The 21,988-nt window shown below is 71.1% G+C and carries 22 protein-coding genes; 14 read left to right on the plus strand and 8 right to left on the minus strand.

Annotated features, from left to right (window positions below; genetic code table 11):
* Positions 1-78 precede the first annotated feature (78 nt).
* Both ACQEU8_RS11145 and ACQEU8_RS11150 read right to left on the minus strand, forming a co-directional pair.
* Positions 79-375: an MTH1187 family thiamine-binding protein gene (locus tag ACQEU8_RS11145; RefSeq protein ID WP_433099400.1), complete on the minus strand. Its 297-nt coding sequence runs from the start codon at positions 373-375 to the stop codon at positions 79-81.
* Complete coding sequence (locus tag ACQEU8_RS11150; RefSeq protein ID WP_433099402.1) at positions 372-770, minus strand: DUF3817 domain-containing protein; 399 nt, start codon at positions 768-770, stop codon at positions 372-374. Before ACQEU8_RS11150 ends, ACQEU8_RS11145 begins: the two co-directional genes overlap by 4 nt.
* A 138-nt stretch (positions 771-908) precedes the next feature.
* Between ACQEU8_RS11150 and ACQEU8_RS11155 the strand changes: the two genes are divergently transcribed.
* From ACQEU8_RS11155 to ACQEU8_RS11170, 4 genes are all read left to right on the plus strand, one after another.
* The gene (locus ACQEU8_RS11155) at positions 909-1,553 is read left to right on the plus strand and encodes an AIM24 family protein (RefSeq protein WP_433099404.1); all 645 of its coding nucleotides are present in this window, start codon (positions 909-911) and stop codon (positions 1,551-1,553) included.
* Entirely contained in the window at positions 1,553-2,203 is a 651-nt protein-coding gene (locus ACQEU8_RS11160) for an AIM24 family protein (RefSeq protein ID WP_433099406.1), read from the plus strand. Before ACQEU8_RS11155 ends, ACQEU8_RS11160 begins: the two co-directional genes overlap by 1 nt.
* Complete coding sequence (locus ACQEU8_RS11165) at positions 2,203-2,997, plus strand: AIM24 family protein (RefSeq protein WP_433099408.1); 795 nt, start codon at positions 2,203-2,205, stop codon at positions 2,995-2,997. Before ACQEU8_RS11160 ends, ACQEU8_RS11165 begins: the two co-directional genes overlap by 1 nt.
* 145 nt (positions 2,998-3,142) lie before the next feature.
* Positions 3,143-3,619, plus strand: a complete 477-nt coding sequence (locus ACQEU8_RS11170) for a MarR family winged helix-turn-helix transcriptional regulator (protein WP_433099410.1) — start codon at positions 3,143-3,145, stop codon at positions 3,617-3,619.
* A 4-nt stretch (positions 3,620-3,623) separates the two neighbouring features.
* On the opposite strand, the gene ACQEU8_RS11175 is transcribed toward ACQEU8_RS11170, so the two are convergent.
* Positions 3,624-5,099 (minus strand): sensor histidine kinase, encoded by a 1,476-nt coding sequence (locus ACQEU8_RS11175; RefSeq protein ID WP_433099412.1) that lies wholly within the window; start codon positions 5,097-5,099, stop codon positions 3,624-3,626.
* A complete protein-coding gene (locus tag ACQEU8_RS11180) occupies positions 5,092-5,772 on the minus strand; it encodes a response regulator transcription factor (RefSeq protein WP_433099414.1) in 681 nt (226 codons plus the stop codon). The genes ACQEU8_RS11175 and ACQEU8_RS11180 overlap by 8 nt, the downstream gene beginning before the upstream one ends.
* Positions 5,773-5,897: 125 nt before the next feature.
* On the opposite strand from ACQEU8_RS11180, the gene ACQEU8_RS11185 reads away from it, so the two are divergent.
* Entirely contained in the window at positions 5,898-6,572 is a 675-nt protein-coding gene (locus tag ACQEU8_RS11185; protein WP_433099416.1) for a PepSY domain-containing protein, read from the plus strand.
* A gap of 35 nt (positions 6,573-6,607) precedes the next feature.
* Here the strand turns inward: ACQEU8_RS11185 and meaB are convergent, their stop codons facing one another.
* Together meaB and ACQEU8_RS11195 are read right to left on the minus strand one after the other, a co-directional pair.
* Positions 6,608-7,564, minus strand: a complete 957-nt coding sequence (gene meaB, locus ACQEU8_RS11190) for a methylmalonyl Co-A mutase-associated GTPase MeaB (RefSeq protein ID WP_433099418.1) — start codon at positions 7,562-7,564, stop codon at positions 6,608-6,610.
* Between the two features lie 45 nt (positions 7,565-7,609).
* Positions 7,610-8,809 carry an acetyl-CoA C-acetyltransferase gene (locus ACQEU8_RS11195; RefSeq protein ID WP_433099420.1) on the minus strand — a complete coding sequence of 400 codons (1,200 nt, stop codon included), beginning with the start codon at positions 8,807-8,809 and terminating at the stop codon, positions 7,610-7,612.
* Positions 8,810-8,945: 136 nt separating this feature from the next.
* On the opposite strand from ACQEU8_RS11195, the gene mce reads away from it, so the two are divergent.
* The 7 genes from mce (at position 8,946) to ACQEU8_RS11230 (ending at position 18,680) form a co-directional block, all read left to right on the plus strand.
* A complete protein-coding gene (gene mce, locus ACQEU8_RS11200) occupies positions 8,946-9,389 on the plus strand; it encodes a methylmalonyl-CoA epimerase (RefSeq protein WP_433099422.1) in 444 nt (147 codons plus the stop codon).
* 239 nt (positions 9,390-9,628) lie between these two features.
* A complete protein-coding gene (gene scy, locus ACQEU8_RS11205; protein WP_433099424.1) occupies positions 9,629-13,222 on the plus strand; it encodes a polarized growth protein Scy in 3,594 nt (1,197 codons plus the stop codon).
* Between the two features lie 125 nt (positions 13,223-13,347).
* On the plus strand, positions 13,348-14,298 hold the full coding sequence (locus ACQEU8_RS11210; RefSeq protein WP_433099426.1) for a cellulose-binding protein: 951 nt from the start codon (positions 13,348-13,350) through the stop codon (positions 14,296-14,298).
* Positions 14,299-14,520: 222 nt separating this feature from the next.
* A complete protein-coding gene (locus ACQEU8_RS11215; RefSeq protein WP_433099428.1) occupies positions 14,521-15,564 on the plus strand; it encodes an ABC transporter ATP-binding protein in 1,044 nt (347 codons plus the stop codon).
* Positions 15,561-16,331, plus strand: coding sequence for an ABC transporter permease subunit (locus tag ACQEU8_RS11220; protein WP_433099430.1), 771 nt, complete (start codon positions 15,561-15,563; stop codon positions 16,329-16,331). The genes ACQEU8_RS11215 and ACQEU8_RS11220 overlap by 4 nt, the downstream gene beginning before the upstream one ends.
* A gap of 115 nt (positions 16,332-16,446) precedes the next feature.
* Positions 16,447-17,772, plus strand: coding sequence for an ATP-binding cassette domain-containing protein (locus tag ACQEU8_RS11225; RefSeq protein ID WP_433099432.1), 1,326 nt, complete (start codon positions 16,447-16,449; stop codon positions 17,770-17,772).
* Positions 17,772-18,680, plus strand: a complete 909-nt coding sequence (locus ACQEU8_RS11230) for an ABC transporter permease subunit (protein WP_433099434.1) — start codon at positions 17,772-17,774, stop codon at positions 18,678-18,680. Before ACQEU8_RS11225 ends, ACQEU8_RS11230 begins: the two co-directional genes overlap by 1 nt.
* A 39-nt stretch (positions 18,681-18,719) precedes the next feature.
* On the opposite strand, the gene ACQEU8_RS11235 is transcribed toward ACQEU8_RS11230, so the two are convergent.
* Positions 18,720-19,082, minus strand: coding sequence for an ATP/GTP-binding protein (locus ACQEU8_RS11235; protein ID WP_433099436.1), 363 nt, complete (start codon positions 19,080-19,082; stop codon positions 18,720-18,722).
* 302 nt (positions 19,083-19,384) lie between these two features.
* Here ACQEU8_RS11235 and ACQEU8_RS11240 point away from each other — a divergent pair, with 302 nt between their 5' ends.
* Positions 19,385-20,476 (plus strand): LLM class flavin-dependent oxidoreductase, encoded by a 1,092-nt coding sequence (locus tag ACQEU8_RS11240; RefSeq protein ID WP_433099438.1) that lies wholly within the window; start codon positions 19,385-19,387, stop codon positions 20,474-20,476.
* 178 nt (positions 20,477-20,654) lie between these two features.
* On the opposite strand, the gene ACQEU8_RS11245 is transcribed toward ACQEU8_RS11240, so the two are convergent.
* Positions 20,655-21,047, minus strand: a complete 393-nt coding sequence (locus ACQEU8_RS11245) for an SCO5389 family protein (protein ID WP_433099440.1) — start codon at positions 21,045-21,047, stop codon at positions 20,655-20,657.
* A gap of 219 nt (positions 21,048-21,266) precedes the next feature.
* Between ACQEU8_RS11245 and nucS the strand changes: the two genes are divergently transcribed.
* Complete coding sequence (nucS, locus tag ACQEU8_RS11250) at positions 21,267-21,929, plus strand: endonuclease NucS (RefSeq protein WP_433099442.1); 663 nt, start codon at positions 21,267-21,269, stop codon at positions 21,927-21,929.
* The last annotated feature ends 59 nt before the right edge of the window (positions 21,930-21,988 follow it).

The raw sequence follows: 21,988 nt of genomic DNA on the forward strand, positions 1-21,988 counted from the left end.
GGGGTTTCGCCGACGGCTGAGGCCGTCGGCGGCTGTGGAGCGGCGCCGGGTGGTCCGCGCGGGGCGGGTGGCGCGTGGTCAGCCCTCGCCGAGGTACCGGTCGACCGTGGCGACCTTCGACGTGAGACCGTCCGTCACCCCGGGCCGGATGTCGGCCTTGAGGACGAGGGAGACGCGCGGCGCCCGCGCCTCGACGGCCGCGACGGCCCGCCGTACGACGTCCATGCATGCGTCCCACTCGCCCTCCAGCGAGGTGAACATGGCGTCGGTGCGGTGCGGCAGACCCGACTCGCGGACCACGCGCACGGCGTCGGCGACGTACTCCCCCACGTCTTCGCCGACGCCGAGCGGGGTGACCGAGAAGGCGACGATCACGGCTTGACCGCGCTTCCGCCGCTGCTCACCGTGCCGGTCTGCTCCTTGCGGGCCCGCGCCGCGATGACGCCGGCCTCCTCTTCCTTGCGCAGCATCCTGTCCGCGAAGAAGCCGCCGGTGGGCAGCACGGAGAGGATGAAGTAGAGCGCGGCCCGGCCGAACGGCCACTTGATCCGGTTCCAGGCATCCGCCCAGAACAGCACATAAAGGATGAAGAGGATGCCGTGCACGGCGCCCATGACCGGCACGGCGTTGAAGTCCGTGGTCCGCTTGAGCACGGAGCAGACCAGCAGGACGAGGAAGGAGACTCCCTCGGGCACCGAGGTGAGTCGCAGACGGCGCAGCGCTGAGACCGACTTGGGCGGCAGGCCGCTAGGCGTTTCCAGTATGGCCACGGCAGGTCCTCAGATCGTGTGTGGTCGAACGGCGGTCGTCGTTCGTGAAGGGACGCACAGTCTTGTGAAGGAACGCACAAGCTCCGGCCATTGTGGCAGCCCTGCAATCGATCTCGGCCCTCAGGGTAGGTTCGACGCGTGGCTCAGTTCCGACTCGAAGGCAGCAAAGTGCTGGCCGTCACGCTCGGCGGTGGCAGCGACGCCGTCAAGGCGAAGAACGGCTCGATGGTCGCCTACGACGGCGAGATGGCGTTCAAGAAGTTGAGCGGCGGCGGCGAGGGCGTGCGCGGCATGGTGACGCGCCGGCTCACCGGTGAGCAGATGACGCTGATGGAAGTGAAGGGGCAGGGCACCTGCTACTTCGCGGACCGGGCCAGCGACATCAGCCTGGTGCGGCTGAACGGCGAGAAGCTGCACGTCGAGGCGAGCAATCTGCTGTGCACGGACAGTGGCCTGCGCACCGGTACCAGCTTCACCGGACTGCGCGGCGCCTCCCAGGGCAACGGCCTGTTCACCACGTCCGTTGAGGGCACGGGCCAGGCGGCGCTGATGTCGGACGGCCCCGCTGTGCTGCTGCGGGTCACACCGCAGACGCCGCTCCAGGTCGACCCGGGCGCCTATGTCGCGCACCAGGGCGATCTGCGGCAGAGCTTCCAGTCCGGGGTGAACTTCCGCACTCTGCTGGGCGAGGGCTCCGGCGAGGCGTTCCAGGTCCGCTTCGAGGGCGAGGGCCTGGTGTACGTACAGCCGAGCGAGCGCAACACGCTGGGAGGGGACGTCTGATGCCGTTCCGGGAACTGTCCGGCAAGCTCGTCGAGGCCCGGGTGGTGCCGGGGCAGCGGATGTTCAGCCAGCGCGGCGCGATGGTCGGGTACAAGGGCGAGGTGACCTTCACCCCCAACACCCGGGGCGGCCAGGGCGGGGTGATGTCGATGATCGGCCGCCGCGTGGCGGGCGAGGCCGCTCCGCTGATGACCGTGGAGGGCGACGGCACCGTGATGTTCGGCCACGGCGGCCACCACATCCAGGTGGTCGACCTGGACGGGGACACGCTGTGCGTGGAGGCCGACCGGCTGCTCGCCTTCGACGGCAGCCTCCAGCAGGGCACCCTCTTCCTCGGCAGGGACGGCGGGGTGATGGGCATGGTGCGCGGCCAGGTCTCAGGGCAGGGCCTGTTCACCACCACGCTGACCGGCCAGGGCTCGGTGGCCGTGATGGCGCACGGCGGCATCGTCCAACTCCCCATCACTCCGGGCCGCCCCGTCCACGTCGACCCCCAGGCGTATGTCGCGCACTTCGGCGACGTACAGAACAAGCTGTCCTCGGCTCTCGGCTGGCGCGACATGGTGGGCCGGGGCTCGGGCGAGGCGTTCCAGCTGGAACTGTCCGGCAGCGGAGCGGTGTTCGTACAGGCCAGTGAGGAGAAGCTGTGATGTCCCAGCCGCAGGGGGACGCTTTGCAGGGCTACCGCGTGTACGACGCGACGACCCTGCCCGCGAACGACAACGTCAATCCGTACGCCTTCTCCGTCGACCTGGACGGCCAGTGGTTCCTGCAGAAGGGGAAGATGATCGCCTACTACGGGCAGATCGACTTCCACGGTATCGGCCACGGCCCGCTGGACCGGCTCGTCGCGAGCAGCTTCCACTCGCCGCTGCACGCCTCCGACTGGGTCGTCGCCCAGGGGCGGGGCAAGCTGCTGCTGGCCGACCGCGCCTTCAACATCAACTCCTATGACCTGCAGGACGGCAACCTGACCGTACGGTCCGGCAATCTGCTGGCCTTCGAACCCTCGCTCTCGCTGAAGCAGTCGATCATTCCCGGCTTCCTCACCCTGATCGGCACGGGCTCCTTCGTGGCCGCCTCGAACGGGGAGGTCCACTTCGTGGAGCCGCCGGTGCGGGTCGACCCGCAGGCGCTGGTCGGCTGGGCGGACTGTCCCTCGCCCTGTCACCACTACGACCACCAGTACCTCAAGGGCGTCCTGGGCGGCCTGCGCGCCATGACGGGGCTCGGGGGCAGCTCCGGCGAGGAGCACCAATTCGAGTTCGTCGGCGCGGGCACCGTACTGATCCAGTCGTCCGAGCTGCTGATGGCGGAGCACGACACGGGCGCCGTGCCGCAGCAGGCGGGGGTGCCGGGCGGCGGCCAGGGCGACCACGGCGGCCAGCGGGCTCCGCAGCTGCCGGGCCAGCTCGGCAGCCTGCAACGCCGCTTCGGTCTCTGACGCCGGTGAGTCGGTCTCCGAGGCCCGCAGTCGGCGCGGGGCGTCCCCGTCACGGCCCGTGTCCGTGCCCGGCTGACAACGCTGCGACATCTTGACGCCACGCGGCGTAAGCACGCATGTGCGAACCTCGGTAGAGTCTCACGGTATGGACACCGACGACGGCACCCGTTGGCTCACCGAGGACGAGCAGCGCGCATGGCGCACCCATCTGGACGTCGGCAGGCTGCTCAGCTACCAACTGGAGCGCGACCTGCAACCCTTCGGGCTGACCCTCAACGACTACGAGATACTCGTCAATCTCTCGGAGTCGCCGGACCACCGCATGCGGATGACCGACCTGGCCTCGGCCACCCTCCAGTCCAAGAGCCGGCTGTCCCACCAGATCACCCGGATGGAGAAGTCGGGTCTGGTACGGCGCGAGTCCTGCGAGTCGGACAAACGGGGACTGTTCGCCGTGCTGACGGAGCACGGCTGGGACACGATGCGTACCGTGGCGCCGCACCATGTCGCTTCTGTGCGGCGGCACTTCATCGACGGCATCGCACCCTCGGACCTCGCCCACCTGGAGCGCATCCTCAGGCCCATCGCGGAGAAGCTCCGCACCGAGAGGGGCCGCGTCTAGAGGCTCACTGACCGTCGGCGAGCGGCAGCCGCAGCACGAAGGTGGCCCCTCCCTGCGAGGGGCCCTCCACCCGGAGGGTGCCACCGTGCCGCTCCGCGACATCGCGGGCGATGGCCAGGCCCAGTCCGGCCCCGCCCTCGTCCCGGGAGCGCGCGGCGTCCAGCCGGACGAACCGCTCGAAGATCCGCTCCCGCTCCGCCTCGGGCACCCCCTCCCCGTCGTCGGAGACGGCGAGAGCGAGCCGGTCGCCCTCCCGCCGGACGGTCACCGAGACCTCCGAGGCGGCGTGCCGCTGGGCGTTGTTCAGCAGATTCGCCAGCACCCGCGACAACTGTCCCGCCGATCCCCGCACTTCTCCGCCGTCGAGCGTGCCCACCCGCACCGGATGCGGGTCCCCCACCCGCTGCGCCACGTGCTCCCGCACCAGCGCGTCCAGGGCCACCCGCCCCTCGGCGGGCCGCTCCCCCGCGTCGAGCCGGGCCAGCAGCAGCAGATCGGCGGCCAGCGTCTGGAGCCGTACGGTGTCCTCCACCGCCTCGTCCAGATCGAGGAGTTCGGGGTGGGCCGCGGCGACCTCCAGTTGGGTGCGCAGCGAGGCGATGGGGCTGCGCAGTTCGTGTGAGGCGTCGGCGACGAACCGCCGCTGCCGTTCCACGGACGCCTCCAGCGCGGCGAGCGTCTCGTTGGTCGTACGGGCCAGCCGGGCCACCTCGTCACGGGCGTCCGGCTCGGGGACCCGGCGGGAGAGGTCGGTGCTGGCGGTGATCGCGCTCATCTCCTGCCGGATGCCCTCCACGGGCCGCAGGGCACGCCGGGTGACCAGCCAGGTCACCCCCGCGACGACCACCAGCAGCACCGGGAGCCCGAACAGCATGGAGCGGGTCACCGTGGAGACGGCCTCCTGCTGGGCGCCGAGGGAGGCACCGGAGTAGACCGTGACGGGGGTGCCGTCCCGGGTGCGGCCCTGGACGGCGGCGACGTCGAACTCCTGGGTGTCGGCGATGTCTTCCTTGTCGTAGGTGACCTCGCCGTCGTCGTCCACCGGGAAGGTGAGGATCTTGTTCTCGCTGTCCTCGTCGACCTCGCCCCGGCCGCCGCTGTCACCGTCGTCCGCGTCGTCGGCTTCGGCGTCCTCGGCGTCCGCTTTCTCCGCGTCGTCGGGCCGGTCGGCGCGCGCGAAGTCGGCCATCGGGCGACGTCCCTCCAGCGGGTCGCTCGCGCCGAGCACCTTACCGTTCGCGTCCACGACCTGCGCCGGCTCGTCGCCGTCGAGCCCGTCCAGCTGCCCGACCTCGTTGTCGGGCACGTCGGCCAGCTGAGCCGCCGTCCCGCGCGCCGCGTTCTCCGCGTTGAGCCGCGCCGTGTCGGCGAGACCGCCGCGCAGCGTGGCCACCACGAAGAAGCCTGCGGCGACGAGCGCGAGCGCCACCACGAGGGTGGCACCCACCGCGGCACGTACCCGTACCGACGCCCTACGCACGGCCCGCTCCCTGGGCGCCGTCGCCGAGCCGGTACCCGGCCCCGCGCACCGTGCCGATCCAGCCGGACCCCAGCTTCCGCCGCAGGGCGCTCACATAGACCTCGACGATGTTCACGTCGCCCTCGTAGGCGAAGTCCCAGACGTGTTCGAGGATCTCCGTCTTGGCGACGACCTCCCCCGCGCGGGTGGCCAGATACTCCAGGACGGCGAACTCCTTGGCCGTCAGCTCCACTTCCCGCTCACCCACCGTGACGCGCTGCGCGGCGGGGTCGACGGTCAGCTCGCCGACCCGCAGCACCGTCTTGGCACCGCGCGTACGACGGCGCAGCAGCGCCCGGACGCGGGCCAGCAGCACGACGTACGAGAACGGTTTGGTGAGGTAGTCGTCGGCACCGGTGTCCAGGCCCTCGGCCTCGTCGTACTCGCCGTCCTTGGCGGTCAGCATCAGTACGGGTGTCTCGTCGCCCGCGGCGCGCAGCGCGCCGCAGACGCGGTATCCGTTCATCCCGGGAAGCATGATGTCGAGAATGATCAGGTCGTATTCGTTCTCGACCGCCCGATGCAGTCCCTCCGCGCCGTCGTGTACGACGTCCACGGCGAAGCCCTCGGCCATCAGCCCTCTGGCGAGCGACCGGGCCAGTCGCTGCTCGTCCTCCACGATCAATAGGCGCACACAGCCACCCTGCCAAATCGCGGCTGAAGAGGGCTTCAGGTAGCTTCAGCTTACGTTCAGCAATGGTCGGCCACCGTGGAGTCATCGAAAGCGAGAGCAGCGAACGACCCGAGGAGTCGAACGTCATGAAGCGCAAGGTCATCATCGCCACCGTCGCCGCAGCCGCCCTGGTCGGAGGGGGTACGGCGACCGCGTTCGGGGTCGCCGGGCACGACAGCGAGGGCAAGCCGACCGCCGCGTCGCACTCGAACGTTCGCACGGTTGAGCACGACGACCGCGACGACGACCACGGGGACATCGACGACGGCAAGGACGACGACCGGGACGGTGGCCGCGCCGACAAGGCCGAGGACACCGGCGCCGCGGATGTCTCCTTCAGCCGTGCGGCCCAGTCCGTGCTGAAGGAGGTGCCCGGCAACATCAGCGAACTGGAGATGGACACCGACAACAACAAGCTCGTCTGGGAGGCCGACGTCCTCGGCAAGGACAACAAGTGGCACGACGTGCGGATCGACGCCACCAAGGGCAACGTCGTCCACAACCGGGTCGACGCGCACAAGAACGACAACCACTCCGTCGTCCGCGGCGCCAAGCTGGACGCCGACGCCGTCGGCAAGAAGGCCGCCGAGGAGACCAAGGGCGCCGTCACCTCCGTCAGCCTGGAGGACGACGGCCGGGACAAGGGCCAGTGGGAGGCCAACACGGTCGACAAGAAGGGCCAGGAGCACGAGCTCGTCCTCGACGGGACCTCCGGCAAGGTCCTCCACCACGAGACCGAGCGGGCCGAGAGCGACGACTGAGGGAGCCCGGCAGATCTCCCTCCCAGGTCAGGGCGTCACCCTTCGGTGACGCCCTCGACCAGTTCGTCCGCCGCTGTGTAGGGGTCCAGCGCCCCGCCCACCACGCGTGCGGCGAGCGCGTCGAGCCGTTTGCCGCCCCGCAACTCGCCCATGCGCCGGCGCAGCGCGGTGACCGCGATGGTCTCGATCTCCTTCGCGGCCCGCGCCGCGCGGCGCTCGGCGAGCACCCCGCGCTCCTCCATCCAGCCGCGGTGCTTGTCCAGCGCCGCGACCATCTCGTCCACGCCCTCCGACCGGGCGGCCACAGTCTTGACCACCGGCGGGCGCCAGTCACCCGGCTGCCGGGCCTCGCCGAGGCCGAGCATGTGGTTGAGCTCGCGCACGGTCGCGTCCGCGCCGTCCCGGTCGGCTTTGTTGACGACGTATACGTCGCCGATCTCCAGGATTCCGGCCTTCGCGGCCTGGATGCCGTCGCCCATACCGGGTGCGAGCAGCACCACGCTGGTGTCGGCCTGCGCCGCGATCTCCACCTCGGACTGCCCGACGCCGACGGTCTCCACCAGGATCACGTCGCACCCGGCCGCGTCCAGCACCCGGATCGCCTGCGGAGCGGCCCAGGCCAGGCCACCCAGATGCCCGCGGGTGGCCATCGAACGGATGTAGACCCCCGGATCGGATGCATGCTCACCCATCCGCACCCGGTCACCGAGCAGCGCGCCCCCCGAGAACGGCGAGGACGGGTCCACCGCCAGCACACCGACCCGCTTGCCCTGGGTGCGGTACGCGCTGACCAGCGCCGACGTGGTGGTGGACTTGCCGACGCCGGGCGATCCTGTGAGGCCGACCACATAGGCGTTGCCGCAGTGCGGGGCTATGGCCGCCATGGCCTCGCGAAGCTGCGGGGATGCCCCCTCGACGAGGGAGATCAGCCGCGCCACCGCCCGCGGCGCTCCCTCCCTGGCTCCCGCCACCAGCGCTGCGACATCCACCATTGAAACCGCTCCGTTCCGGGCTGTGACCGACTGTCCGGTTCCCTCTTACGGGACGCGGATGATCAGGGCGTCGCCCTGGCCGCCGCCTCCGCACAGGGCGGCTGCGCCCAGACCGCCCCCGCGCCGCTTCAGCTCCAGCGCGAGGTGGAGAACGATGCGGGCTCCCGACATTCCGATGGGGTGCCCCAGGGCAATGGCGCCGCCGTTCACATTCACCTTTTCGGGGCCGACTTCGAGGTCCTTCATTGACTGGTGGGCGACGGCGGCGAACGCCTCGTTGATCTCGATCAGATCGAGATCCTCGACAGCGCGGCCCTCCTTCTTCAGCGCGTGCTGAATGGCGTTGGAGGGCTGCGACTGGAGGGAGTTGTCGGGACCGGCGACGTTCCCGTGGGCGCCGATCTCGGCAATCCACTCCACCCCGAGCTCCTCGGCCTTGGTCCTGCTCATCACGACCACCGCGGCGGCGCCGTCGGAGATCTGCGAGGACGAACCCGCGGTGATCGTCCCGTCCTTGGCGAACGCCGGGCGAAGCTTGCCCAGCGACTCGGCGGTCGAGTCGCCCCTGATGCCCTCGTCCTCGGAGAAGAGCACCGGGTCACCCTTGCGCTGCGGGATCTCAACGGGGGTGATCTCCGCCTGGAAGAGCCCGTCCCGCTGCGCCGCGGCGGCGCGCTGGTGGGAGCGGGCCGCGATCTCGTCCTGCACCTCGCGCGGGATGCCCAGCCGGGTGTTGTGCTTCTCGGTGGAGGCGCCCATGGCGATGCCCTCGAAGGAGTCGGTGAGCCCGTCGTGCGCCATGGAGTCCAGCACCTCGAGGGCGCCGTACTTGTAGCCCTCGCGGGACTTGGGCAGCAGGTGCGGGGCGTTGGTCATGGACTCCTGACCGCCGGCCACGACGATGTCGAACTCGCCCGCGCGCACCAGCTGGTCGGCGAGCGCGATGGCGTCGAGCCCGGAGAGGCACACCTTGTTCACGGTCAGTGCCGGAACGTTCATCGGGATGCCCGCCTTGACCGCGGCCTGGCGCGCCGGGATCTGCCCCGCCCCGGCCTGGAGCACCTGGCCCATGATCACGTACTCGACCTGGTCCCCGCCGATACCGGCCCGCTCCAGTGCCGCCTTGATGGCGAACCCGCCCAAGTCCGCCCCGGAGAAGGACTTCAGCGAGCCGAGCAACCGTCCCATGGGAGTTCGGGCGCCTGCGACGATCACGGATGTGGTGCTGCTGGAAGTGGGAGTCATGAGGGGTTCCCTTCCGGGGGGAAGTTAACGAGGGTTACCGCTCAAGATACTGAGCAGTACCAGCCCGGGTCACCCGTCGGTGAGTGTGACCGTGCGCACGTTGCGTAACCGCGCGGAGAGCGCTGCACTGTTCTGCATGCTGACGCGTATCGACCACATCGGAATCGCCTGCCGGGACCTCGAAGCCACCGTCGATTTCTACTCTCGCACCTACGGCTTCCAGGTGTTCCACACCGAGGTCAACCAGGAGCAGGGCGTCCGCGAAGCCATGCTGCGGATCAACGGCACGGACGACGGCGGCGCGTCCTACCTCCAGCTGCTGGAGCCCATCCGCGAGGACTCGACGGTCGCCAAGTGGCTGGCCAAGAACGGCGAGGGCGTCCACCACATCGCGTTCGGCACCGAGGATGTGGACGGCGACTCGGAAGCCATCCGCGACAAGGGCGTCCGCGTCCTCTACGACGAACCCCGCAAGGGCACCATGGACTCGCGGATCACCTTCCTGCACCCGAAGGACTGTCACGGGGTGCTCACCGAACTGGTGACGTCCGCGACGCCCCCCGACGGCGACGGGCACTGAGCCGGTGTCCCTTCGGCCACAGCCGCACCAACGGACCACTGACGTCCGCTTCCCCGCCCGGTAGAGTGGGGATTCGGCCGGGGCGGGCCCTCCCCACCCGTACGGAGATCTCCGGGCTGGGGGCTCGGTCCACGTTCCGCCGATGATCTGACACCATTTCCGGGTGACGTGTCTAATCAAGTCCGGAGAGAGGGCTCGGATCATCTCCACGACTACCAGGGGACGGATGGGACCGCGCAGTGCGGGGCTACGACCGCTACGAGGCTGACGATCACCTCTCGCAGTTCGAGGCCGAGATGGAGCGGCTGAAGAAGGAGCGGGAGAAGGCCGTCGAGCATGCCGACGACCTCGGCTACCAGGTCGAAGTGCTGCGCGCCAAGCTGCACGAGGCGCGCCGCGCCCTGGCCACGCGCCCGGCCGGATACGACAATCTCTCCCACCAGGCCGAGCAGTTGCTCCGCAACGCCCAGCTCCAGGCCGACCAGATGCGCGCCGACGCCGAGCGGGAGCTGCGCGAGGCGCGCGCCCAGACGCAGCGGCTGCTCCAGGAGCAGGCCGAGCAGCAGTCGCGGCTTGAGGCGGAGCTGCACGCCGAGGCGGTACGCCGCCGCCAGCAGCTCGACCAGGAGCTGGCCGAGCGCCGCGCCACGGTGGAGAACCACGTCAACGAGAACGTGGCCTGGGCCGAGCAGCTGCGGGCCCGTACCGAGCAGCAGGCCCGCCGTCTCATGGAGGAGACCCGGGCGGAGTCGGAGCAGTCCCTGGCCCGGGCACGGGCCGAGGCGCAGCGGCTGACGGAGGAGTCCCGGCAGCGGCTCAACGCGGAGGCGGAGCAGGCCCGTAGCGAGGCCGAGTCGATCCTGCGGCGGGCCCGCGCGGACGCCGAGCGGCTGCTCAACGCCGCCTCCACACAGGCGCAGGAGGCCACCGACCACGCCGAGCAGCTGCGTACCTCCACCGCCAGTGAGGTGGAGACCAGCAGGCGCGAGTCCGCCGATCTGGTGCGCCGCGCCGAGGAGCGGATGCGCGAGGCCGAGGAGGCCCTGCGCGAGGCCCGCGAGAAGGCCACCGAGAAGCTCCAGGAGGCCGAGGAGGAGGCGGGCAAGCGGCTCGCTGACACCGAGTCGGAGAACGAGCAGCGCACCCGTACGGCCAAGGCCGAGGTGGCACGGCTGGTGGGGCAGGCCACCAAGGACGCCGAGGCGATCAAGGCCGAGGCGGAGCAGCTGCGCGAGGACGCCAGGGCCGAGAGCGAGCGGATGATCGCCGAGGCCCGCGAGAAGGCGCGGACCACCACGGCCGAGGAGTCCGCGAACCAGCTGGCGGAGGCGGCCCGGACGGCCGAGGACGTGCTCACCCGGGCGTCCGAGGAGGCGAAGGCCACCACGAAGTCGGCCTCGGAAGAGGCCGAGCGGCTGCGCAGGGAGGCCGAGGAGGAGGCCGACCGGCTGCGCGCCGAGGCACACGATGTCGCCGAGCAGCTCAAGGGCGCCGCCAAGGACGACACCAAGGAGTACCGGGCCAAGACGGTCGAGCTCCAGGAGGAGGCGCGCAGGCTGCGCGGCGAGGCCGAGCAGCTGCGGGCCGAGGCGGTCGAGGAGGGCGAGAAGATCCGCGGCGAGGCCCGCCGCGACGCCGTCCAGCAGATCGAGGAGGCCGCCAGCCGGGCCGAGGAGCTGCTGGGCAAGGCGAAGGCCGACGCCGAGGAGACCAGGACCGAGGCGACCACGGAGAGCGAGCGCGTCCGTACGGAGGCGATCGAGCGGGCCACCACGCTGCGCAAGCAGGCCGAGGAGGCGCTGGAGCGGGCCCGTACGGAGGCCGAGGAGCTGCGCTCGCAGGCCGAGGAGCAGGCCGAGCAGACGCGTACCGAGGCGGACGAGGCCGCGCGGCGGACCCGTGAGGAGGCCGAGCAGGCGGCCCGCGAGCGCCGGGCCGAGGCCGAGGCGGAGCTGACACGGCTGCACGAGGAGGCCGAGGCCAGGCTGGCGGAGGCCGAGTCCGGTCTGACCGAGGCCCGCACCGAGGCCGAGCGGCTGCGGGACGAGGCGAGGACCGAGGTCGAGCGGCTGCGCTCCGAGACGGCGGAGCGGGTACGCACGCTGCGCGAGCAGGCCGAGGAGGAGGCCGAGCGGCTGCGCACGGAGGCCGCCTCGGACGCCTCGCAGGCCCGCGCCGAGGGCGAGTCGGTCGCCGTCCAGCTGCGCAGCGAGGCCGCGGCGGAGGCCGAACGGCTGCGCGAGGAGGCCAGGGCGACGGCCGACCGGGTGCGCGCCGAGGCGGACGCGGCTGCCGAGCGGACGAACGCGGAGGCCGCCGAGGCGCTCAGTGCGGCCCAGGAGGAGGCGGCCCGCCGCCGGCGCGAGGCCGAGGAGCTGCTGACGGCGGCCCGCGAGGAGGCGCACCAGGAGCGTACGGAGGCCCGCGAGCAGAGCGAGGAGCTGCTGGCGGCGGCCCGCAAGCGGGTGGCCGAGGCCCATGAGGAGGCCGAGCGGCTGACCGAGGAGGCCGAACGGCGCGCGGCCGAACTGGTGGCGTCCGCCGAGGAGACGGCCCAGCAGGTACGGGACTCGGTCGCGGGGCTGCGCGCGGAGGCCGAGGAGGAGATCGCCGGGCTGCGGTCGGCCGCCGAGCTCGCCGCGCAGACGCTGCGCCGGGAGGCGCAGGAGGAGACCGAGGCCGCCAAGTCGCTTGCCGAGCGGACCGTTTCGGACGCGATGGCCGAGGCGGAGCAGTTCGACCGCGACACCCGCGCTGCGGCCGAGCAGTTCAGCCTGGAGACCCGCACCGAGGCCGAGCGGTTCAGCAGCGAACTGCGGGCGAAGGCCGAGCGGTTCGACGCGGAGACCCGCGCCGAGGCCGAACGGATCGGCGAGGAGGCCCGCGCCGAGGCGCAGCGGCTGCTGGACGAGGCACGCGAGCAGGCCGCCAAGAAGCGCAGCGAGGCCGCGGAGCAGGCCGACCAGCTCCTCGCCAAGGCCCAGGAGGAGGCGCTGCGTACGCAGGCCGCAGCGGAGGAGCAGGCGGACTCCATGGTCGGCGCCGCACGCGCCGAGTCCGAGCGGCTGGTGACCGAGGGGCAGGCCGAGGGCCGGGAGCTGGTCGAGAAGGCCCGCTCCGACGCGGACACCATGCTGGAGGAGGCGCGCAGCGACGCCGGCGCGATCCGCGAGCGCGCCGAGGAGCTGCGCAACCGCGTCGAGGCGGAGGTCGAGGAGCTGCACGAGCGGGCCCGCCGGGAGGCGGCCGAGGCCATGCAGTCGGCGGGCGAGCGCTGCGACAAGCTCGTACAGGCCGCGGAGGAGCAGCTGGCGGAGGCCAGGGCGAAGGCGGCGGAACTGCGCGCGGACGCCGACGCGGAGGCCGGCCGGGTGCGGATCGCCGCCGTGAAGAAGGCCGAGGGCCTGCTCAAGGAGGCCGAGCAGAAGAAGGCCGCGATGCTGCGGGAGGCGCAGCAGGCGCGCGACGAGGCCACCGAGGAGGCGCGGCGCACGGTCGAGGCGGGGCAGCGCGAGCTGGATGTGCTGATGCGGCGCCAGGAGGACATCAACGCGGAGATCTCCCGCGTGCAGGACGTGTTGGAGGCGCTGGAGTCGTTCGAGACGCCGGGCGCCGCGGCAGCAGCCGGGTCAGGTTCCGGACCGGCGGCGGGTTCTGATTCCGGTTCCGATTCCGCTTCCGGCTCCGGCAATGGATCCGGTTCGGGCGGCGGGTCGGGACGCGGTTCGGGGTCCGGCAAAAAGGGCGGACGTGACACCGGCGCAAAGGGTGGTGTGACAGCGGGCGTTGGCGCTGGTACAACTCGTTCGAGTGGCAAGGGTTCGGAGAGTTAGCCACCCGAATGAGGGCACATTCTCCAGATCAAACACGCATAAGCTCGATGACACGCCGCTTCGACCCCTAGGATTCCCTCTATCACTCCCCCGTCTGATAACCCGTCTGACTCGACAGGAACCCCATGAGCGACACTTCCTCCCCCTTCGGCTTCGAGCTCGTGCGGCGTGGCTACGACCGCGGGCAGGTGGACGACCGCATCACGAAGCTCGTCGCCGACCGTGACAGCGCCCTGGCCCGTATCACCTCTCTGGAAAAGCGCATCGAGGAACTGCACCTCGAAACGCAGAACGCCCAGGCTCAGGTCAACGACGCGGAGCCGTCGTACGCCGGGCTGGGTGCCCGGGTCGAGAAGATCCTCCGCCTCGCGGAGGAAGAGGCCAAGGACCTGCGCGAGGAGGCCCGTCGCGCCGCCGAGCAGCACCGCGAGCTCGCCGAGGGCGCGGCGCAGCAGGTGCGTAACGACGCCGAGGCGTTCGCCGCCGAGCGCAAGGCGAAGGCCGAGGAAGAGGGCGCCCGCATCGTCGACAAGGCGAAGAGCGAGGCCGCGTCGCTGCGCAGCGAGGCGGAGAAGGACGCCCAGTCCAAGCGCGAGGAGGCCGACACCCTCTTCGAGGACACCCGCGCCAAGGCCGCCCAGGCAGCCGCCGACTTCGAGACGAACCTCGCCAAGCGCCGCGAGCAGTCCGAGCGAGACCTGGCCTCCCGTCAGGCCAAGGCCGAGAAGCGGCTCGCCGAGATCGAGCACCGTGCCGAGCAGCTGCGCCTGGAGGCCGAGAAGCTGCGTACGGACGCGGAGCGCCGCGCCCGGCAGACCGTCGAGACGGCTCAGCGCCAGGCGGAGGACATCGTCGCCGACGCCAACGCGAAGGCCGACCGGGTGCGCAGCGAGTCCGAGCGCGAGCTGGCCGCGCTCACCAACCGCCGCGACAGCATCAACGCGCAGCTCACCAACGTGCGCGAGATGCTGGCCACGCTCACCGGCGCGGCTGTGGCCGCTGCGGGGCAGCCCGGCGAGGAAGCGGCGGACGAGGAGACCGCGGGCCGCTCGGTCCCGGCCCAGCAGTCCCGCTGAACGCCTGCGCGGGGCCGTTAACCGGGGCCTCCACGCGGCTTGTTTTTCCGGCGCGCGGGTCGGTGGGTTCGATATCCCACCGACCCGCGCGCCGCAGCATTTCTCCGCGCCGCCGCACAATTCCCCGCCGCTGTGACGGAAAGTTGGCCCCCACATGTGCAAGTGATGTGCGGATAATGCGCACGACTGGCGAGGGCCGGGGCTGCCCTTTAGCGTCGAAGAATGATCGAGCTGCGGGACCTCACCAAGCGGTACGGCGACAAGCTCGCCGTCGACGGTCTCAGCTTCACCGTACGTCCCGGTACGGTCACCGGCTTCCTGGGGCCGAACGGCGCGGGCAAGTCCACGACCATGCGGATGGTGCTCGGCCTCGACGCCCCGACCCGGGGCGACGTACGTATCGAGGGCAAGCACTACGGCGAGCTGCGTGAACCGCTCAACAGCATCGGTGCGCTCCTGGAGGCCAAGGGGGTGCACGGGGGGCGCAGAGCGTACGACCATCTGCTGTGCATGGCCCAGTCGAACGGCATCCCCGAGCGCCGGGTCGGCGAGGTGCTGGAGATGGTCGGCCTCCAGGACGTGGCACGCAAACGGCCCAAGGGCTTCTCGCTCGGCATGGGCCAGCGACTGGGCATCGCGGCGGCGCTGCTGGGCGACCCGCGCATCCTGATGTTCGACGAGCCGGTCAACGGGCTCGACCCGGAGGGCATCCACTGGATCCGCACCCTGATGCAGCAGCTGGCCAGGGAGGGCCGTACGGTCTTCGTCTCCAGCCATCTGATGAGCGAAATGGCGCAGACCGCCGAGCATCTGGTCGTCATCGGTCAGGGCAAGTTGCTGGCGGACACCTCGATGTCGCAGTTCATCGCGGAGAACTCCCGTACGCACGTACGGGTCCGCACTCCCGAGCCGGAGCGGATGCTGGACATCCTCGTCGAGGCGGGACTGCGGCCGGCGAGGGCCGAGGACGGCGCTCTGGAGGTGGACGGCGGGGACGCGCCGCGGATCGGTGAACTCGCCGCCGCGAACCAGGTGGTGCTGCACGAGCTGAGCACCCAGCGGGCCTCGCTGGAGGAGGCGTTCATGCGGCTGACGGCGCAGAGCGTCGAGTACCACGCCTACGCGCCCGGCGCCGGGCCGCTGCCGCCGGGCGCCGCCCCGCAAGTACCGCCGGGGGGCACGGTTCCGCCGGGTGGTGGTGCGCCGCCCGGAGCGCAGGCGCCTTCCGGGTGGGGCGAGAACTGGAGGAAGGGGCGCAGGGGATGAGTCACACCACGCGGGTACTCAAGTCGGAGTGGACGAAAGTCCGCTCCGTACGCTCCACCGGCTGGACCCTCGCCACCGCACTGATCGTCTCCGTCGGCCTCGGCGCGCTGATCTGCGGGGTGACCGCGTCCACCTTCGACGACATGTCCACCCGGGACCGGCTGACGTTCGACGCCACCTACACCAGCTTCTCCGGGATGGGCCTCGGCCAGCTCGCGATGATCGCCTTCGGGGTGCTCATCGTCTCGGCGGAGTACAGCACCGGCATGATCCGCAACTCGCTGGCCGCCGTACCGCAGCGGGGCACGTTCCTGTGGAGCAAGGTGCTGATCGCGGGTGCGTTGGTGCTGGTCGTCGGCATGGCCACCAGCTTCTGCGCGTTCTTCCTCGGCCAGGCGCTGCTGGGTTCGCACGGGGTGGGCATCGGCGACAAGGGAGTGCTGCGCGCCGTGGTCGGCGGCGGTCTCTATATGGCGCTGATCGCGATGTTCGCCGTCGGTATCACCTTCGTGCTGCGCAGTCCGCTGCTGGCGTTCGCGATCCTGATGCCGTTCTTCTTCCTCATCTCGAACATCCTCGGCAATGTCGAGGCGACCAAGAAGGTCGGCCAGTACCTCCCCGACCAGGCGGGCACGACGGTGATGGCCGTGGTGCCCGAGACGCTGGACCGGCCGTACGGGCCGTGGGAGGGGCTGCTGATCATGGTGGCCTGGACGGCCGCCGCGCTGATTGCGGGCTTCGTCGTCCTCAAGAAGCGCGACGCCTGAGCAGCCACCCCCCGGCTTCCCCGGGGGGCGCCTCATGGAACCAATTGCGGGCCCCGTAACCTCCTAGGCCATGTCCGGGGGCGAGTGAGCCCCGACCTGCGTCCAGGGGCAAAGGATGATCGAGGCGTACGGCCTGACGAAGCGCTACGGCGCCAAGACAGCCGTGTACAACCTGTCCTTCCAGGTGCGGCCAGGGGCCGTGACCGGGTTCCTGGGGCCCAACGGCTCCGGGAAATCCACCACGATGCGCATGATCCTGGGGCTGGACACACCGACGTCCGGCCGGGTCACCGTGGGCGGCCACGCCTTCCGCGGGCTGCCCAACGCACCCCGCCAGGTCGGTGCGCTCCTCGACGCGAAGGCGGTGCACGGCGGCCGCAGCGCGCGCAACCATCTGCTCTCGCTCGCCCAACTGTCGGGCATCCCGGCCCGCAGGGTCGACGAGGTGCTCGGCGTCGTAGGGCTCCAGGACGTCGGCAAGAAGCGCTCCAAGGGCTTCTCGCTCGGCATGGGCCAGCGGCTGGGCATCGCGGCCGCGCTGCTCGGCGACCCCCAGGTGCTGCTCTTCGACGAGCCGGTCAACGGCCTCGACCCGGAGGGCATCCTGTGGGTCCGCAACCTGATGCGGCGGCTGGCGAGCGAGGGCCGTACGGTCTTCGTCTCCAGCCATCTGATGAGCGAGATGGCGCAGACCGCCGACCATCTCATCGTCATCGGGCGCGGGCAGTTGATGGCCGACATGTCCGTGCAGGAGTTCATCGAGCGCAACTCCATCGGGTTCGCCCGGGTACGCACCCCCGACGGCGAGCCGGAGCAGCGCGAGAAGCTGCTCACGGCCCTGCAGGAGGCCGGCGGCCAGGCGCAGCCCGAGGAGGACGGCGCACTCCGTGTCACCGGGCTGCCGCTGCCGCGCATCAGCGATCTGGCACACGGCGCGGATGTCCGGCTGTGGGAACTCTCGCCGCACCAGGCTTCGCTGGAAGAGGCGTATATGCGGCTCACCCAGGGCTCGGTGGACTACCGCTCGACGGCCGACATGCGCGCGGGGCTGCAGCAGTCGGCACCGGGCACGGCACCCGGGATGGTGCCGCCGCAGTCGGCTGCCGTACCGGGGATGGCCGCCGCACCGCAGATGCCGCCGCCCCCGCACGGCGCCCCGGCACAGGGGGGCCTGTACGGCGGCGCGCCACAGCCGGACCCCGTACTGCCGCCGCAGGACGCCGTACCGCCGCGGGGCGCCCCCGAGGGCGGCACGCTCCAGATGCGGGCGCCGCAGGCCCCCGCGGGCGGAGCGGGCGCCCCGAACCCGTACGCCACCGGCACCCCGGCGCCACCTTCCGCCAGCCCCGCGCCCCCGGCCGATCCGATGGCCAAGGGCAACCCCGGCAACCCCGGTCACCACGCAAGCAGCGCCGCCAAGAACGAAGGCGAGGACGCCTGATGAGCACCCAGCAGCACGCGGCCCAGGCGGCTCCGCAGGCCGAGTGGCCGCAGGGGATCGCCCCGTACAGCTCGCCCATCCCGATGGCGCGGACCCACCTCGGTCACGCGCTGGTCGCGGAGTGGACGAAGATCCGCACCGTTCGCTCCACCGTCTGGACGTTGAGCGTGATGTTCGCGCTCGTCGTCGGCATCGGCCTGCTGACGGCCCTGGGGCTGAGCGGTGAGACCTACACCGGGATGCCGCTGCTCTCCAGCGGTTTGTTCGGGCTGATGCTGGGCCAGATCTGCGTGATAACGCTCGGCGTGCTGGTCATCACCTCCGAGTACGGCACCGGAATGATCCGCACCACCCTCACCGCCTGCCCGCAGCGCGGCCGGGTGCTGCTGGCCAAGGCGCTGGTCTTCTTCGTGCTGGCCTTCGTGATGACGACGCTGGCCTGCACCCTCACCGCGCTCATCAACTCCGCGATGCTGAGCGACCAGACGCGTCCCTCGTACGTGGGCGACAGCGACTTCGGTGGGTCCTTCGAAGGAGGGAAGCTGGTCGCCTCCAGCGGCGAGTGGCTGGGTGCCACGGTCGGCGCGGGGCTGTATGTGGCACTGCTGGGGCTGCTGTCGCTGGCGGTCGGCGCACTGCTGCGGCACTCGGCGGGCGCGATCACCACAATGATGGGCGTCGTCCTGCTGCCGCTGGTGATGGCGCTGTTCATGGCAGGCGAGGCCCTCCAGGACATCCGCGAGAAGCTGATGGAGTACTCCCCGCTGAACGGGCTGGCCTCCCTCTACCGCATCCCCATGAGCGAGGACCAGGACGCCACCGGCTGGCCGCTGCTCGGCGGCCTGGCGGTCGTCACCCTGGTCGTCTTCACCGTGGCATACGCGCTGCTGAACAAGCGCGACGTGTAACCGAATACGGGGGCTGCCCGCTCGACAACGCGGGTTGCCTCAATAGCGCGGCGCGTTACGGGACCGCTGGAGTCTGGCACTCCGGCGGTCCCGCGCGTTCCAGCAGGCGCGGTGCCAGTGCCTGCGGTCGGCCACATCTCCCTGGACCGGCCAGGCGACGACATGCGGGACGCCGGGCGGGATCTCCTGGTCGCAGCCGGGGCACCGGTAGTGCTTGACCGCCGCTCCCCCGCTTATCTGGCGGACCGCCCACTCCTCGCCCCGCCAGTCCTCGGTGCGCTCCAGGCCGTAGCGCTCCCGCTCGCTCCGCTCCTCGCCGCCGCGCCGCACCCCGGAGCCGGTGCGGGCGGCCTTGGCTGACTTGACGGCGCCGCTGCGGGAGCGGTTACGACGCGGGGACACGTGGGCACCTCGGGGGTCGACGGCGGTGAACGGGCCACGGCCGCTCGCGGCACCGCGTGGGTCGCGCGCGTGGCACCGCGATGCGCTGGGCGCGGCGGCCGTGTGCGTTCCAGCGTACGCAGGTGAGCGACGGCCGCCCGCGGCTGTCCACAGGCGGGGGCCGATTGACGTTCATCTGATGAATGGCATGTCAGCCCGTGCCCTCGGCACCCGTGTGCCGTTATTGCTGGGTGGGGTGTCCGATCTTCCGGAGCGCCCAGCCCCGGCCGGGAGGCCGCGGGCAGTCACGAGGGCGGTGAGGAATGCGAGTTGGAGCTTTTGTCCTGGGCGCACAGTTTCCGGGCCAGGGGGAGGGCGAGGTGCTGGACCGCGCGGTGTGCACGGCCGAGGCCGCGGAGGAGGCAGGGCTGGCCGATGTCTGGCTCGCCGAGCACCATTTCGTGTCGTACGGCGTCTGCCCCTCGGCGGTGACGCTCGCGGCTCTGCTGCTGGGGCGTACCCGGCGGATCGGCGTCGGCACAGCGGTCAGCGTGCTGCCCAACGCGCATCCGGTCGCGCTCGGTGAGCAGACGGCGCTGCTGCATCTGCTCTCCCAGGGGCGCTTCACGCTCGGCGTCGGACGCGGCGGGCCCTGGGTGGACCTGGAGGTCTTCGGCGGCGGCCTGCGCGCGTACGAGGAGGGTTTCCCCGAGGCGCTGGATCTGCTGCTGCGCTGGCTGCGCGAGCCGAGGGTGGGGGCGGACGGAGAGCGCTACAGCTTCCGCGAGGTTGCGGTGGTGCCGCGTCCGGACAGCGCGGGCCTTCCCGGCGGGGCGGCGGGCGCGTACGGCGGCGAGCGCGCGGCCGCCCCCGGCGTGGTCGTGGCCTGCACTTCTCCCGGGACCGTACGGCTGGCTGCCGAGCGGCTGCTGCCCATGCTGCTGGGCATGCACTGCGGAGACGAGGACAAGGCCGGGATGACCCGCCTGTGGCGGCGTACGGCACTGGAGGCGGGGCACTCGCCGGACGAGGTCGAGGCGGTCGCCGCGCGGCATGTGTCCGCCGGGGTGGCGCAGGTCGCCGACTCGCGTGACGAAGCCCGGCAGCTGCTCACCAAGTCCATGCCCGGCTGGCTGCGCGAGGGGCTGGGCCGGCATGTGACCGTCGACGGCCGGCCCCGCCCGATGCGGGACCCGCTCGGCTACACGGAACTGCTGTGCGAGCTGCACGCGGTGGGAACGCCCAGGCTGTGCGCCGACCGGCTCGCGGCGACGGCCGAGCGCACCGGCATCGGCCGTTTCGCATTGCTCGTCGAGGGCACTGGGGACCGGGACGGCACGGTGCGCAACGTCCGCCGGCTGGCCGACGAGGTGCTGCCGCTGCTCGATCGGCACGAGCAGCAGCCGCGGACCTGAGCCGGCGCACCGCAAAGAGCCGGCGCACGGCAACCGCAAAGGGCCGAAAAACGCCGCACCCGGCCCTCTTGGTGGCCGGTGGGTCGAACACCGGGCCGCGACAGCGTTGCGGCGGTGACTGAGACACCGCCGCAACAGACGCGAGGTCCCGTCGGCCGTCCGGACGTTCAGCAACTGCTCAGCAGTCGCGCAGTTCCGGGGACTGGTTGAGGAGCTGTCCGCGTATGGAGGTGAAGCGGGCGAGCCGGTCGTCCGCCGAGGCGTCCAGCGGGAAGACGGCGAGCCGATGGCAGTTCTGGAACGCGAGCCGCACGCCGAAGTGGCGCTCCAGCGCACCCCGGATCGCGTCGCTGGCCAGTGCACGGAGCAATTGCCCCCGGTGCTGCTCATCCGGTGGCGGCGTCTGGTTGTCGGCGAACTCCCCGCCGTCCACCTTCAACTGCGCGACGAGCGAACTGACCATCTCCCAGGCGTACGGGAGAGAGGTACGGACGCAGTCGACGAACGCCGCCTCATCCACCTCGCCACGCTCTGCCTGTTCCAACAGCGCAGGTGGGACGTCGAGCGACATGGGTTTCTCCTCTCGCGACCCGGGCCCGGAAGCCGGGTCTCTTGGGGGTGAAGGGACATCACCGTGTAGTCGCGCAACCTCGGACGGCGACGCCCAGCCTTACCGTACGGCTCCTGAGGTGAGAGCAGCACGAGAATGGGAATACTCGCGCCACTGTCGAACGCCCCCATCCGGGGGCGAATCGCGCACAGTACGGGCGGTCAAGTAGCGTGACCGACCATGCGTCTCGTCATCGCCCGCTGCTCTGTCGACTACGCCGGCAGACTCACCGCGCACCTGCCCTCCGCACCCAGGCTGATCCTGGTCAAGGCGGACGGATCGGTGTCCGTCCACGCCGACGACCGTGCGTACAAACCCCTCAACTGGATGTCTCCCCCGTGCACTCTGAGGGAGGGGAACGACCAGCGCTGGACGGTGGAGAACAAGACCGGCGAGAAATTGATCATCACGATGGAGGAGATACTGCACGACTCCTCGCATGAACTGGGCGTGGACCCCGGGCTGATCAAGGACGGTGTGGAGGCGCACCTTCAGGAACTGCTCGCCGACCGTATGGAGACGCTGGGCGACGGCTGGTCCCTGATCCGCCGCGAGTTCCCCACCGCGATCGGCCCCGTCGACATCCTGGGCCGCGACAGCGACGGGACGACCGTGGCCATCGAGATCAAACGCCGCGGCGAGATCGACGGCGTCGAACAGCTCACCCGCTATCTGGAACTCCTCAACCGCGATCCCCATCTCGCCCCGGTCAAGGGCGTCTTCGCGGCCCAGGAGATCAAACCGCAGGCCCGCGTCCTGGCCACCGACCGCGGCATCGACTGCGTCACCCTCGACTACGACGCGCTGCGCGGCATCGAGGACGACAAACTCCGCCTCTTCTGACAGCCCTCAGCTCTAACGACCGTCAGCTCTGACGCCCCTCAGCCGCAACCCGGCAGTCG

Origin of the sequence: Streptomyces sp. CA-250714 (genome assembly GCF_050936705.1) — a bacterium.
GTDB lineage: Bacteria > Actinomycetota > Actinomycetes > Streptomycetales > Streptomycetaceae > Streptomyces.